Consider the following 12,962-nt stretch of genomic DNA (forward strand, 5'->3'; position numbering starts at 1 on the left):
TTGAGTTCAAGCCTTTTCAAATCATAACGGGAGGAAAGCATGGAAAGACGTTCGTTTCTGAAGGCCGCCGGCCTGGGTGTGGCTTCGACCGCCGTGGCGGCGCCGGCCATCGCCCAGACCATGCCGGAAGTGAAGTGGCGCTTGGCGTCCAGCTTCCCGAAAAGCCTGGACACCATCTATGGCGGCGCCGAGGTGATGGCCAAGCGGGTGGCCGAGGCCACCGACGGCAAGTTCCAGATCCGCGTGTTCGCCGGCGGTGAAATCGTTCCCGGCCTGCAGGTGCTGGATGCGGTGTCCAACAACACCGTCGAGGCCGGTCATACCGTCAGCTACTACTATGTCGGCAAGGACGCGACCTTCGGCTTCGACGCCTCGATGCCGTTCGGCATGAACGCCCGTCAGCAGAACGCCTGGCTGTATCACGGCGGCGGCATGGAACTGATGCGCGCCTTCTTCAAGAATTACAACATCGTCAATTTCCCCGGCGGCAATACCGGCACCCAGATGGGCGGCTGGTTCCGCAAGGAAATCAAGACGGTCGAGGACATGAAGGGCCTCAAGATGCGCATCGGCGGTTACGCCGGCAAGGTGATGGAGAAGCTGGGCGTGGTGCCGCAGCAGATCGCCGGCGGCGACATCTATCCGTCGCTGGAAAAGGGCACCATCGACGCCGCCGAGTGGGTCGGCCCCTATGACGACGAGAAGCTGGCCTTCTACAAGGTCGCCAAATACTACTATTACCCCGGTTGGTGGGAAGGCGGCCCCAACGTGTCGTTCCTGGTCAACGACAAGGCCTATGACGCCCTGCCCAAGGCTTACAAGGCGGTCCTGGAAGCGGCCTGCGCCGAAGCCAATATGGACATGCAGGCCAAGTACGACGTCAAGAATCCCGAGGCCCTGAAGCGTCTGATCGCCGGCGGCGCCCAACTGCGTCCTTATTCCAAGGACATCATGGTCGCCTGCTACAAGGCGGCCCAGGCCACCTATGCCGAGGAAGCCTCGCGCAATCCGAACTTCAAGAAGGTCTACGAGCATTGGTCCGCCTTCCTGGCCGACCAGGTGTCGTGGTTCCGCGTCGCCGAGGCCGGCTTCGACGAGTTCATGCGTTACGGCATTCCGAAGAAGTAATCCTGCCCTGGAGGTCGCCCCGTTCCCCCGCGTCATGCCCGGACTTGATCCGGGCATCCATGGATCGCCGGGTCAAGCCCGGCGATGACGAAAGGGGGGGGCGGGGCCTCTCGCCCGCAAAGAAGAAGCCCCGCTCTGGATCAGAGCGGGGCTTTTTCATCACTTCTTGTCGGGCTCGGCCGGTTCGTCCTGCCCGCCCGGGCCGCCATACTGGCCGCCGCCGCCGCCGTAATCGGTCTGCGGCAGTTCGATCTGGATTTCCGAGGCGTCGATCACTTTGTCGCGGCCCAGGAAGTCGGTGACCATGCCGGGGAAACTGACCACCAGACAGACCATGATGATCTGGATGATGACGAACGGCACCGCGCCCCAATAAATCTGGCCGGTGGTGACCGCCGCCATCTGTTTCCCGGTGATCTTGTCCAGATAGTCGGTGCGCGGCGCGACCGAGCGCAGATAGAACAAGGCGAAGCCGAACGGCGGATGCATGAACGAGGTCTGCATGTTGACGCCCAGCAAAACGCCGAACCAGATCAGGTCGATGCCCATCTTCTCGGCCACCGGGCCCAGCAGCGGCACCAGGATGAAGGCCAGCTCGAAGAAATCGAGGAAGAAGGCCAGCACGAACATCAAGATGTTGACGAAGATCAGGAAACCCAACTGACCGCCGGGTAGGCCGGTCAGCAGATGCTCGACCCACAGGTCACCGTTGACGCCCCGGAACACCAGGCCGAACACCGTCGATCCCACCAGGATGAACACCACGAAGCTCGACAGCTTGGCGGTGGTGTCCATTGCCTGGCGCATCAGGCTCCAGCTCAGCTTGCGCCGGGCCAGGGCCAGGATCAGCGCGCCGGTCGCCCCCATGGCGCCGCCCTCGGTGGGGGTGGCGATGCCGATGAAGATGGTGCCCAACACCAGGAAGATCAGCACCAGCGGCGGCACCAGCGAAAAGATCACCCGGCTCAGCAATTTCATGCCATGCAACGAGCGCGCTTCCAACGGCAGGGCCGGGGCCATGGACGGCTTGAAAAGGGTGACCAGCAGGATGAAGCCGGTATAAAGGCCGGTCAGGATGAGGCCGGGCACGAAGGCGCCGGCATACATGTCGCCGACCGACCGACCCAACTGGTCGGCCATGATGATCAGCACCAGGGATGGCGGGATGATCTGGGCCAGGGTGCCCGACGCGGCGATGACGCCCGACGCCACCCGCCGGTCATAGCCGTAGCGCAGCATGATCGGCAGCGAGATCAGGCCCATCGAGATGACGCTGGCCGCCACCACGCCGGTCGTCGCTGCCAGCAGGGCGCCGACGAAGATCACCGCATAGGCCAGACCGCCGCGAATCGGGCCGAACAACTGCCCGACCGTATCCAGCAAATCCTCGGCCATGCCGGATCGTTCCAGAATCAACCCCATGAAGGTGAAGAACGGAATGGCCAGAAGCGTGTCGTTGCGCATGATGCCGAAAATGCGCTCGGGCAGGGCCTGGAACAGGTTGCCGCTCAACAGGCCCAGTTCCATGCCCAAAAGGCCGAACACGATGCCGTTGGCGGCCAGGGCGAAAGCGACCGGATAGCCGAACAGCAGGAAGAATACCAAGGCGCCGAACATCAACGGCGCCATGTTGGCGATGATGAACTCGGTCATTGATCGCCTCCATGATGGCCGTGGGCGGGAGCGCCGGCATCGGCGGTTGCCCCGGTCAGGAAGGCGATCTTCTTGATCAGCTCGGACAGGCCCTGCAGCAGCAGCAAGGTGAAGCCCAGCGGGATCATCAGTTTGACCGGCCAGCGGATCAGGCCGCCGGCGTCACTGGATTGCTCCATGCCGGTCAGCGACTGAACGAAGACCGGGATGGACAGCCACAGGATAACCCCGGCCATCGGCATCAGGAACAAAAGCGTGCCGATGACGTCGATCCATGCCTGGGTCCTGGGACTGAAGCGGCCAACGACGACGTCGATGCGGATATGTTCGTTCTTCAGCAAGGTGTAGGCCGAGCACAGCAGGAACACCGCCGAGAACAGGTACCACTGCACTTCCAGCCAGGCGTTCGAGCTGTTGTTGAAGGTATAGCGAACCATCGCGTTGCCCGAACTGATCAAAACCATCACCAGGATAAGCCACGTCACCGTGCGGCCGATCGACGCATTCATGCGATCGATCATGGCGCTCAACATCAGAAATGGAGCCAATGCCCATCCTCCCAGAAATGACCGATGGATTTTCCAGCTTTTTGCGTACTATGCCATGGCCTGATTGGTCAGACCAGTTGTCCCGTGGTGGAATTTCGGAAAACCACAGTCAGCGCAAGCTGTCGGCCGGTGAGTTCTGTCCGGGGGGCTGGGTGTCGGGGTCCAGCGGCAACCAGCCGTTGGGGCCAAAGGCTTCCAGCGGTTGGAAGCGGGCCTTATAGGACATCTTGCGGCTTTCGCCGATCCAATAGCCGAGATAGACGAAGGGCAACGAGCGGCGCCGGGCCTCGTCGATCAGCCACAGCACCACGGCGCTTCCCAGCGAGCGGGCCGCCGCGTCGGGTTCGAAGAAGGAATAGACCGCGCTCAGGCCGTCGGACATCCGATCGGCCAGGCAGCCGGCCATCAAGGTGCCGTCCGGCGAGCGGAATTCGACCATGAAGGTGTCGATCGGGCTGTCCTCGATCATCGAACGGTAGTCGTAGAAGCCCATCAGGGCCATGTCGCCGCCGGTATGGCGCGATTCCTGATAGCGCGAGAACAGGCGGAACTGCTCGGCGGTGGCCCGGGCAGGCACCGTGCGCACCGTCAGGCCGGCATTGGCCTTGGCCACCTTGCGCAAGGTCCGGTCGGGCTTGAAGCCGTCGACGACGATGCGCACCGGGATGCAGGCCGAGCAGCCGGGGCAGGCCGGGGTGTAGGCGATGGAATGCGAGCGGCGAAAACCGGCGCGCGACAGGGATTCGTGCAAGATCTCGGCGTCGGGGCCGTTCAATTCGGTGACGATCTTGCGTTCCAGCCGGTCGGCCAGATAGGGGCAGGGCAGCGGCGCCGTGGTGAAGAAGAAATGCGGCCGTTTGAGGGGAACGTGATCCATGCGGTCCGGTCTCGACGAAGCTTAAGGCGGCCGGGGGCTGCCCATGTCCCTCATATGGTGGCGTCGGCGGGAAGTGTCACTACTACGGTGCCGGCCAGCCAATCGTGAAATGTGCGACGCTTGGCGTTGAACAGTGCGACGATCAGAACCAGCCCGCCGGTCAAGGTCACCGAGCCATAGAACGCCACGATCTGGATGATGGCCTGGATCGGGGTCGGGCGTCCACCGAAACCATGCGGGATGGCGCTGATGCTGACCACCCTAAGCCCGAACAGTCGCATCCCGAAGGTCGCCTGGGCCGGCCCGGCGATCAGGCCGATGTGATAGGCCAGCGGCACCAGAGCCAAAACCAACGGCAGCAACGGCAACAACAGGCCGAACGACAACAGACCCAGGAAGATCATGGCGAACCACATCATGCCGGTGATGCCCAGCACGATGCCGGCATCGACGGCATAGGCCATGACGCGGCGCATGGTGACGGCGGAATAGAGTTCGGGGTGGCGCCACGGGTCCGACCAATCCTCGGACGGGACGGCCAGGGGAACCAGGGCGGTCTCGTCGGTCATGTCAGCCCTTGCGGCCGCCATTGGCGGGGGCGGGGCCGGGCTTGGTCGGGGCCGGCTGCTGGCTGGCCGGCAGTTCCGGCGGGCCGGTCAGGTCGTTCTCGCGCAGCAAGATGATGCTGATGCGGCGATTCCTGGGCGCCTTGGGGTCGGCGACCACATAGGGATCGACGTCGGCGCGGCCGACGATGCGGTCGATGCGGGCTTCCGGCACGCCCGAGGCCAGCAGGGCGCGGCGGCTGGCCAGGGCGCGGTCGGCCGACAATTCCCAGTTGGTGTAGCCGGACGGATCGCGGAACGGCACCGCGTCGGTATGGCCGGAAATGGCGATCTTGTTGGGCATCTGGTTGACGATGCGGCTGACCAGATCCAGAAGGGCGCGGGTATGGCCGAACATCGCCGAGCTGCCGGCCGGGAACATCGCCAGGCCTTCCTGGTCGGTGATCTGGATGCGCAGGCCTTCCGGCGTGTTGTCCACCGTCATCGAGCCCTGGAACTGCTTGAGCTCGGGGATACCCTTGACCGCCTGTTCCAGCTGTTCCTTGGCCTTGTCGAACTTCTGCTGCTCGCGCTCGGCCAGCTTTTCCTTGAATTCCTGCTCGTTCATCCCCTCCATCGGCTCGGTGGTGGCGGTGGTCAGGTCCTCGCCGCCAAGGCCGATCGATGGCGGCGGCAGATGCTGGACCAGACTGGGGGACGAGGTGTTCGAGGATTGGGCGCCCTGGCCGATCACCTGGCCGCCCAGGATGCCGCCGGCGCCCGACTGGGACTTCGAGGCCATGGACGGGGCGAAATAGTTGGAGATGCCGGTCAGCTGCTCTTCCGTCACGGCGTTCAGCAGCCACAACAGCAGGAAGAAGGCCATCATCGCCGTCACGAAGTCGGCATAGGCCACCTTCCACGCGCCGCCATGGTGGCCGCCGGCGACCTTCTTGTACCTTTTGATGATGATCTGTTGGCCTTCAGCCATGTCTCGGCCGCCTTACCCGGTCATCAATCGGGCGGAAGGTTGGTGACGGTCTCTTCCAGTTCCTGGAAGGTCGGGCGCAACTCGTCGGGCAGGATCTTGCGCGCGAACTCGACCGACACCTGGGGCGCGTAGCCCTGCATGTGGGCCAGCAGCCCGGCCTTCATCGCCAGGAAATAATAATGGTCGGAATCGAACGCCATCTGCATGTTGCGGGCGAACGGCGCGAAGAAGGCATAGGACAGCAGCACGCCCGAGAAGGTGCCGACCAGCGCCGCGCCGATCAGGTGGCCCAGCACCTCGGGCGGCTCGGTGATCGAGCCCATGGTGTGAATGACGCCCAGCACGGCGGCGACGATACCCAGCGCCGGCATGGCGTCGGACATCAGGTTCACGGCGTGGGAAATCTCGTGATAGTGCTTGTGGTGGGCTTCCATCTCGCCATCGACGATCGATTCGATCTCGTGGGCGTTCGAGGTGCCCAACGTCAAAAGGCGCAGATAGTCGCACAGGAAGGTGCGGCTGTGATGGTCGCCGGAAAACTTGGGGAACTTGCCGAACAGCGGGCTTTCATCAGGCTTTTCGACGTGGCTTTCCAGGGCCAGGTCGCCCTTGGTCTTGGCCAGCTTGAACACCGAGTAAAGCATCGACAGAAGTTCGACGTAATCGTCCTTCTTGTGATGCGGCCCCTTGAAGATGATGGCGAAATTCTTGGCGATGCCGGTAATCGTCGATTTCGGGTTGCCCAGAAGCAGGGACCCCACCGCAGCGCCCAGGATGATGATGAACTCGAAGGGCTGCCAGAGGACGTCCAGATGGCCGCCGCTGGCCGCGTATCCGCCGATCACGCAGGCAATGGTGGTGACGATACCGATGATCGCGAACATTCAAATCCCCAGTTACGGCCCGCGCGGCAAGCCGTTCGATCAGCAGGTTGCCCTGAACAATGCTATAATTCGTTCCCGCTGTCGCGAGTCAACTGCCGATTCGCACAATTTTTCGTCCGCCGGGGTTATGCACACCGCTGCGGACGGATCGGCATTTGACCGATGCGGTAGAACCTTACTAATCTGAAACAGTAGTTCCGCCATTTCCGCCGAGTGTTCCCATGACCGTAGACGACCGTTCCTTCCGCAAGGCCCTCGGGTGCTTCGCCTCTGGCGTGACCGTGGTGACCACCCTGACACCCGACAGCCGCCAGCCGGTGGGGGTGACGGTCAGTGCCTTTTCCTCGCTGTCGCTGGACCCGCCGCTGGTTCTGTTCTGCCTGGGGGCCAAGACCTCCAGCCTGGAAGCCTTCACCAATTTCGGTCATTTCGCCATCAACATGCTGGCCGAGACCCAGCGCGACCTGTCGATCCGCTTCGCCAGCCGGTCCGACGACAAGTGGGCCGGGGTGGACTGGAACGCAGGTAAGTCCGGGGTGCCGCTGATCAAGGGCTGCCTGGCCAGCCTGGAATGCTCGCTGGAAAACAAGATCGACGGCGGCGACCATCTGATTTTGATCGGCCGGGTCCAGTCGATCAAGCATCAGGAGGGCGGGGCGCCGCTGCTCTATTTCCGTGGCGCCTACATGAATTACGGACCGCCGCCGCCGCCGGCTCAGTAACTGGGAACCAGTTCCAACGTCGCCATATGGTCGAGGTGCTGGCCGATGGCGAAGCCGTTGCCGCTTCGCCAAGCCAGCGCCTGGTCGTCGTAATGGCGCGACAGCGGGTTGCCGGCCTGTCCGACCGCCACCACGAAGGTACTGGCCGACAGGTTCGACAGGTCGAACACCGCCCGCAGGCCGGCTCCGTGAACATGCTGGAAGCGACCGGGGGCGAAGGTGCCGCGGTTGACGGTGAAATCGTCGCCGCCGGTCTCGATCTCGGTGCGGCCCAGCCGCGACAGCATCGGGACCGCCGACAGGATCGGGTGGTCGAATACCGCCCGGTGGGCCGAACCCCACCGCCATGACACCACGCTGGCCCCATATTGGCCCGACAGGCGGGCCATGGCGCGATCCAGCGCATTCTGGACCTGCTCGTCACAGGATTCCGCCTTGGCGGTGGTGACGTCGTCGCACCAGTGGCGATGGCGGGTCAGGGCATCGATCAGTACGAATGGGCGGACGGCGCGGAAGTGGGCGAAATCCTCGCCCAGTTCGTCGGCGAACAGGCCCCGCCACACCTCCTCGATCCAGGCGTTGAGGATCAGGGGTTCGGGGCGGTCGGGCTCCATGCGGCCGTTCCACTCGGCCAGCAGACGCAGCGCCTCGTTGGCGCGCGGATCGGCGGTGGTCGGGCTGCCCAGCAGATCGCGCAGTTCCAAGGCCGGCAGCGACACCAGATCGGCCTGGATCGCGCTCATGTCGAAGGTGGTCAGGGCCTTGCGGTCCTGCAGCAACTGATCGATCCGCTCGGCGCGGGCGCCAATGGGCCAGTGGGCGGTGATCAGGAACGGATAGCGCGGGCCGACCACCTGGTTGTTGGCGTTGATCAGCCTTTTGGCCTTGGGGTTCAGGCTTTGCGGCAGCTTGTCGAACGGGATCCAGCCGATCCAGTCGCCGCGATCCGACCAGCCCTCGGCCGGCATGGTGCCGTCGCCGCTCTTGCGCCGGGGAATGCGGCCGGCGGTCATGAAGCCGATATTGCCCTCGACGTCGCCGTACATGACGTTCAGCGCCGGGCTGTGCAGGTCGCCGAGGGCCTGGGTGAAACCGCGCCAATCGACCGCGCGGCCCATCTTGAAGAAGGCCTGGGCGGTCAGGTCGTTGGCCTCGAGCGCGGTGGCGCGCAGGGCGACCATCTGGTCGGGTCGCGCCCCACCGATCAGGTCCGAGATGATCGGGCCGTGCTGGGTTTCGCGCACGGTCATGGTCACATCGGCGGCGTCCTTGACGCGGATGGTCTCGTCGCGGCGCAGGAACGGCCGGGCCTGCTTGCCGACCTGATAGGATTGGCCGTCGGCGCTGGGCTTTTCGATCACCAGATCGACGGTGTCGGCGTGGGTGGTGGTCATGCCCCAGGCGATGCGCCCGTTATGGCCGACCAGATGGAACGGCACGCCGGGAACGGTGCCGCCCGACACCATCAGGCCCGGTGCCTCGACGGTCAGCAGGTACCACAAGGACGGCGCCTGGAACGGCAGGTGGGGGTCGTTGGCCAACAGCGGCTTGCCCGATTCGGTCAAGGACCCGGACAGAACCCAGGCGTTCGAGGCCTGGCGCGGCCGTGCCGCCTCGGGGATCAGGGCCAGCAGCGACTGGGCCGTGGCGGCCGACAGGGTGATCGGGCCGTCGGCGGTGCCCGGCCACAATTCATTCAGTCGCTTGGCCTCCAGCCTTGTCGCCAACTTGGCCCGCAACAGGTCGTCCTTCCAGTCGCCGGCCAACTGCATGGCCATCATCCGCTGCCACACCAGCGAATCGGCGGGCCGCCACGGCTCGGGCTTGGTGCCCAGCAACAGGAATTCCGGAGGCAGGCGATGTCGATGGGCGTCAATCCACGCGTTGACACCCTCGGCATAGGCGATCAGGGCGTCGCGGGTCGGCTTGTCCAGGCGCTCGAAGCTGGCCTCGGCCAGGCGGTAAAGGCCCAGGGTGCGCATGAACTTGTCGGTTTCCACCGCCGGGGCGCCGACCAGTTCGGCCAGCCGTCCGGCACCGATGCGGCGCTGCCATTCCATCTGCCAGATGCGGTCCTGGGCGTGGACCCAGCCGATGCTGAAATATCCGTCACGCACCGAGCGGGCGGTAATGGTCGGCACGCCAATGGAATCGCGCGCCACCTTGGCCGGCAGTTCCAGTCCGTGCACCGGCACCTGGCCGTCGATGCGCGGCAGCGAGCTCATCACCCACACCACCGCGACAGCCACCGTCACCAACCCGGCGAGCATGACGGCATTGGCCAGGTGCTTCCACAGCGGCATCTCGCCCCCGATGAACAATTCGTCGGCATTGGGGGCGGGGCGCTCGTCGGCGGATGTCGGCAAGTCCTGCAAAGCGGACACGGGCTCCGGTCAATTCGGCGGCGGATGGGAAGTGGTAATGCGGCACGCTCACCGGCGCAAGCGAATATCGGAATTTGCGCCGAGCTATGCTATGAGGTCGGGATCAAACTTTGTTCGTCGAGGATTTTATGATCGGAAAGCTGAATCACGTCGCCATCGCCGTTCCCGACCTGACCGCCGCTGCCGCGCTTTACCGCGACACCCTGGGGGCCAAGGTGTCCGAGCCGGTGCCGCAGCCGGCCCACGGCGTCACCGTGATCTTCGTCGAGCTGCCCAACACCAAGATCGAGCTGTTGCATCCCTTGGGGGACAAGTCGCCGATTGCCGCCTTCCTGGAAAAGAACGCCTCGGGCGGCATCCACCATATCTGCTACGAGGTGGAAGACATCCTGTCGGCCCGCGACAAGCTGAAGGCGCAAGGGGCCCGCGTCCTGGGCGACGGCGAGCCGAAGATCGGCGCCCACGACAAGCCGGTGCTGTTCCTTCACCCGAAGGATTTCTGCGGCACCCTGGTCGAGCTGGAACAGGCCTGAGGCGGGCAGGGGGCATCGATGAGCTGGTATTGCGACATCGCCCCCGGCCACCCTGTCCACCAGCCGTACCACGATCTGGAATACGGCTTTCCCCAGACCGACGACAAGGTGCTGTTCGAGCGCCTGACCCTGGAAATCTTTCAGGCCGGCCTGTCGTGGGAAATCACCCTGAAGAAGCGGGCCGGCCTGGTCGCCGCCTTCGAAGGCTTCGATCCCGCCCGTGTCGCTCTTTATGGCGAGGCCGACATCCTGCGGCTGATGAACGATATCCGCATCATCAGGAACCGCCGCAAGATCGGCGCCACCATCGAGAACGCCAAGCGGCTGGTCGCGTTGGCGGCCGCGCACGAATCCTTCGCCGCCTGGATCAAGACCCATCATCCGCTGACCAAGCCCGAATGGGTCAAGCTGTTCAAGAAGACCTTCGTCTTCATGGGCGGCGAGGTGGTCGGCGAGTTCCTGATGAGTATCGGCTATCTGCCCGGGGCGCATCGCGAGGATTGCCCGATCTTTCAAAAGATCGCGCCGCTGGCCCCGGCCTGGATGGATAAGCCCTGAAACGAAGACGGCGGGACCGGTTGCCCGATCCCGCCGTTTCCTGCGTCTCCGCGCTTAGGCGACCCGTGGGTCCCCCAGCGACCTTCCTCCCTAAACTTGAGCCGCATTCCGGGTGCCTTTTGGCTTGTCCCGTGCCCGTCGGCGGGGCTTGGGGCGCAATGTACGCAATTTCGTGACGTACGTCACCCACTTTTTTTTAGATTGTTTCGTGTTCGCGGTCATTTTGGGATTTTCTTGCGCTCGCGCCGGTGGTGCGTCACGATTCCGGGTCTTCGCGTGTTTCAAGAAAGGAACCGTCCGATGTCGTCCGCCCGCGTCCTTCGCCTTGTATCGGCTGTCCTGGTGCTGTCGCCGCTGGCCGCCCACGCCCAGTCGAGCAGCCAGACCATCAAGATCACCAGTTCGGATTGCGCCAGGCTGGTGCGGCACAATCCGTCGGCCGATGTCGCCTATAAGCCGGGCGAGGGGGTGCGCGGCAAGAAGGTCGCCCCGGCCGACCTGCCCGGCAGCGGCAACGATATCGGCAAGCAATTGCTGCCCGAGGTGCTGGAAATCCCCATCCAGATTTCGCCCATGGCCGGCAAGGGCTATGCCACCAACGGCCTGGGCGACAGCCAGACCACGCTCGGCACCGTCAAGTACGACATGAACAAGGGCACCTTCACCCTGAACGGCCAGCCGATGGGCTCGGCCGACCAGCAGGAACTGGCCAATGCCTGCGCCAAGCGGGGGGTGAAATAGCGCATCCCTTGTGTTCGGGGCGGGCTTTGCCTAAAGTCCGGCCCCTGTGTTCGCGCGATTTTCCGAGGATTCCATGCGTCTGTCCCGATTCTTCCTGCCGACCCTCAAGGAAACCCCGTCCGAGGCGCAGATCGCGTCGCACCGGCTGATGCTGCGTGCCGGCATGATCCGTCAGTCGGCGTCGGGCATTTATACGTGGCTGCCGCTGGGCTGGAAGGTGCTGCAAAAGATCGAGCAGATCGTGCGCGAGGAGCAAGACGCGGCCGGCGCCCAGGAATTGCTGATGCCGACCATCCAGTCGGCCGACATCTGGCGCGAATCGGGCCGCTACGACGCCTATGGCAAGGAGATGCTGCGGTTCACCGATCGCCATGATCGCGAGATGCTGTATGGCCCGACCAACGAGGAACTGATCACCCAGATCTTCCGCGACAACGTCAAAAGCTACCGCGAGCTGCCGCAGATCCTGTACCACATCCAGTGGAAGTTCCGCGACGAGGTGCGGCCGCGCTTCGGCGTGATGCGCGGGCGCGAGTTCCTGATGAAGGATTCCTATTCCTTCGACATCGATTTCGACGGGGCCAAGCGGTCTTACGAGGCGATGTTCAACGCCTACCTGCGCACCTTCAAGCGCATGGGCCTGACCGCCATTCCCATGGCCGCCGATTCCGGCGCCATCGGCGGCAACCTGACCCACGAATTCCACGTGCTGGCCGAAACCGGCGAGTCGGGCGTGTTCTACGACGTCGCCTACGAGGAACTGGCCGCCAAGGACGCCATCGACCTGGAAGCCCTGTCCAAGCTTTATGCCGTCACCGACGAGAAGCACGATCCCAACTCGCCCGATTGCCCGCCGGCCGACCGGCTGAAGGTGGCGCGCGGTATCGAGGTCGGCCACATCTTCTATTTCGGCACCAAATATTCCGAGGCCATGGGGGCGCGCGTCGCCGGCCCCGACGGCAATCCGGTCACCGTCGAGATGGGGTCCTACGGCATCGGCGTGTCGCGCCTGGTCGGCGCCATCATCGAGGCCTATCACGACGAACGCGGCATCAAGTGGCCGGAAGCGGTCGCCCCCTTCAAGGTCGGCCTGGTCAATCTGAAGGCCGGCGACGCCGCCTGCGACGCGGTGTGCGAGGATGTCTACGCCAAGTTGGCGGGGGCGGGAGTCGAGGTGCTGTACGACGACCGCGACGAGCGGGCCGGCGTCAAGTTTGCCGACATGGACCTGATCGGCCTGCCGTGGCAGTTGGTCGCCGGTCCCAAGGGCGTGGCGCAAGGGCTGGTCGAGCTGAAGAACCGCCATACCGGCGAGAAGCAGGAATTGTCGGTCGAGGCGGCGCTGGCCAGGCTGACCGCTTAACGCTCCGCGGCGTTTGAGCGGGCCCGGCACGGGCA

The 12,962-nt window shown here is 64.3% G+C and carries 13 protein-coding genes; 6 read left to right on the forward strand and 7 right to left on the reverse strand.

Annotated elements, in window-relative coordinates; genetic code table 11:
• Nucleotides 1–39 precede the first annotated feature (39 nt).
• Nucleotides 40–1,128, forward strand: coding sequence for a TRAP transporter substrate-binding protein (locus tag MTBLM5_RS03345; RefSeq protein ID WP_173974387.1), 1,089 nt, complete (start codon nucleotides 40–42; stop codon nucleotides 1,126–1,128).
• 159 nt (nucleotides 1,129–1,287) lie between these two features.
• Here the strand turns inward: MTBLM5_RS03345 and MTBLM5_RS03350 are convergent, their stop codons facing one another.
• The 6 genes from MTBLM5_RS03350 to motA all read right to left on the reverse strand — a co-directional run bounded on the left by MTBLM5_RS03350 (nucleotide 1,288) and on the right by motA (nucleotide 6,626).
• The gene (locus tag MTBLM5_RS03350; protein ID WP_173974388.1) at nucleotides 1,288–2,781 is read right to left on the reverse strand and encodes a TRAP transporter large permease subunit; all 1,494 of its coding nucleotides are present in this window, start codon (nucleotides 2,779–2,781) and stop codon (nucleotides 1,288–1,290) included.
• Nucleotides 2,778–3,302: a TRAP transporter small permease subunit gene (locus tag MTBLM5_RS03355; protein WP_254430887.1), complete on the reverse strand. Its 525-nt coding sequence runs from the start codon at nucleotides 3,300–3,302 to the stop codon at nucleotides 2,778–2,780. Before MTBLM5_RS03355 ends, MTBLM5_RS03350 begins: the two co-directional genes overlap by 4 nt.
• A gap of 136 nt (nucleotides 3,303–3,438) precedes the next feature.
• Complete coding sequence (locus MTBLM5_RS03360) at nucleotides 3,439–4,206, reverse strand: arginyltransferase (protein ID WP_173974390.1); 768 nt, start codon at nucleotides 4,204–4,206, stop codon at nucleotides 3,439–3,441.
• A gap of 50 nt (nucleotides 4,207–4,256) precedes the next feature.
• Nucleotides 4,257–4,775, reverse strand: coding sequence for an RDD family protein (locus MTBLM5_RS03365; RefSeq protein WP_173974391.1), 519 nt, complete (start codon nucleotides 4,773–4,775; stop codon nucleotides 4,257–4,259).
• Between the two features lies 1 nt (nucleotide 4,776).
• Complete coding sequence (locus MTBLM5_RS03370) at nucleotides 4,777–5,742, reverse strand: flagellar motor protein MotB (RefSeq protein WP_173974392.1); 966 nt, start codon at nucleotides 5,740–5,742, stop codon at nucleotides 4,777–4,779.
• Between the two features lie 23 nt (nucleotides 5,743–5,765).
• Nucleotides 5,766–6,626, reverse strand: a complete 861-nt coding sequence (gene motA / locus MTBLM5_RS03375; protein ID WP_068504678.1) for a flagellar motor stator protein MotA — start codon at nucleotides 6,624–6,626, stop codon at nucleotides 5,766–5,768.
• 221 nt (nucleotides 6,627–6,847) lie between these two features.
• Between motA and MTBLM5_RS03380 the strand changes: the two genes are divergently transcribed.
• Nucleotides 6,848–7,348, forward strand: a complete 501-nt coding sequence (locus tag MTBLM5_RS03380) for a flavin reductase family protein (RefSeq protein WP_173974393.1) — start codon at nucleotides 6,848–6,850, stop codon at nucleotides 7,346–7,348.
• On the opposite strand, the gene MTBLM5_RS03385 is transcribed toward MTBLM5_RS03380, so the two are convergent.
• Entirely contained in the window at nucleotides 7,342–9,732 is a 2,391-nt protein-coding gene (locus tag MTBLM5_RS03385) for a penicillin acylase family protein (RefSeq protein WP_173974394.1), read from the reverse strand. The two genes, MTBLM5_RS03380 and MTBLM5_RS03385, sit on opposite strands and share 7 nt — an antisense overlap.
• Nucleotides 9,733–9,860: 128 nt before the next feature.
• Between MTBLM5_RS03385 and mce the strand changes: the two genes are divergently transcribed.
• The 4 genes from mce (at nucleotide 9,861) to proS (ending at nucleotide 12,927) form a co-directional block, all read left to right on the forward strand.
• Entirely contained in the window at nucleotides 9,861–10,265 is a 405-nt protein-coding gene (gene mce / locus MTBLM5_RS03390; RefSeq protein ID WP_173974395.1) for a methylmalonyl-CoA epimerase, read from the forward strand.
• Nucleotides 10,266–10,283: 18 nt separating this feature from the next.
• The gene (locus tag MTBLM5_RS03395) at nucleotides 10,284–10,823 is read left to right on the forward strand and encodes a DNA-3-methyladenine glycosylase I (protein WP_173974396.1); all 540 of its coding nucleotides are present in this window, start codon (nucleotides 10,284–10,286) and stop codon (nucleotides 10,821–10,823) included.
• Nucleotides 10,824–11,123: 300 nt separating this feature from the next.
• A complete protein-coding gene (locus MTBLM5_RS03400) occupies nucleotides 11,124–11,564 on the forward strand; it encodes a hypothetical protein (RefSeq protein WP_173974397.1) in 441 nt (146 codons plus the stop codon).
• Between the two features lie 73 nt (nucleotides 11,565–11,637).
• The gene (proS, locus tag MTBLM5_RS03405) at nucleotides 11,638–12,927 is read left to right on the forward strand and encodes a proline--tRNA ligase (RefSeq protein ID WP_173974398.1); all 1,290 of its coding nucleotides are present in this window, start codon (nucleotides 11,638–11,640) and stop codon (nucleotides 12,925–12,927) included.
• The last annotated feature ends 35 nt before the right edge of the window (nucleotides 12,928–12,962 follow it).

Source organism: Magnetospirillum sp. LM-5 (assembly GCF_902729445.1).
Classification (GTDB): domain Bacteria; phylum Pseudomonadota; class Alphaproteobacteria; order Rhodospirillales; family Magnetospirillaceae; genus Magnetospirillum.

Excerpts from the sequence above, each read along its gene's own strand:
- MTBLM5_RS03400 (WP_173974397.1), top strand. The coding sequence starts at position 11,124 with ATGTCGTCCGCCCGCGTCCTTCGCCTTGTATCGGCTGTCCTGGTGCTG.
- MTBLM5_RS03365 (WP_173974391.1), bottom strand. The coding sequence starts at position 4,775 with ATGACCGACGAGACCGCCCTGGTTCCCCTGGCCGTCCCGTCCGAGGAT.
- MTBLM5_RS03395 (WP_173974396.1), top strand. The coding sequence starts at position 10,284 with ATGAGCTGGTATTGCGACATCGCCCCCGGCCACCCTGTCCACCAGCCG.
- MTBLM5_RS03355 (WP_254430887.1), bottom strand. The coding sequence starts at position 3,302 with ATGATCGATCGCATGAATGCGTCGATCGGCCGCACGGTGACGTGGCTT.
- MTBLM5_RS03345 (WP_173974387.1), top strand. The coding sequence starts at position 40 with ATGGAAAGACGTTCGTTTCTGAAGGCCGCCGGCCTGGGTGTGGCTTCG.
- mce (WP_173974395.1), top strand. The coding sequence starts at position 9,861 with ATGATCGGAAAGCTGAATCACGTCGCCATCGCCGTTCCCGACCTGACC.
- MTBLM5_RS03350 (WP_173974388.1), bottom strand. The coding sequence starts at position 2,781 with ATGACCGAGTTCATCATCGCCAACATGGCGCCGTTGATGTTCGGCGCC.
- MTBLM5_RS03370 (WP_173974392.1), bottom strand. The coding sequence starts at position 5,742 with ATGGCTGAAGGCCAACAGATCATCATCAAAAGGTACAAGAAGGTCGCC.
- proS (WP_173974398.1), top strand. The coding sequence starts at position 11,638 with ATGCGTCTGTCCCGATTCTTCCTGCCGACCCTCAAGGAAACCCCGTCC.
- MTBLM5_RS03380 (WP_173974393.1), top strand. The coding sequence starts at position 6,848 with ATGACCGTAGACGACCGTTCCTTCCGCAAGGCCCTCGGGTGCTTCGCC.
- motA (WP_068504678.1), bottom strand. The coding sequence starts at position 6,626 with ATGTTCGCGATCATCGGTATCGTCACCACCATTGCCTGCGTGATCGGC.
- MTBLM5_RS03360 (WP_173974390.1), bottom strand. The coding sequence starts at position 4,206 with ATGGATCACGTTCCCCTCAAACGGCCGCATTTCTTCTTCACCACGGCG.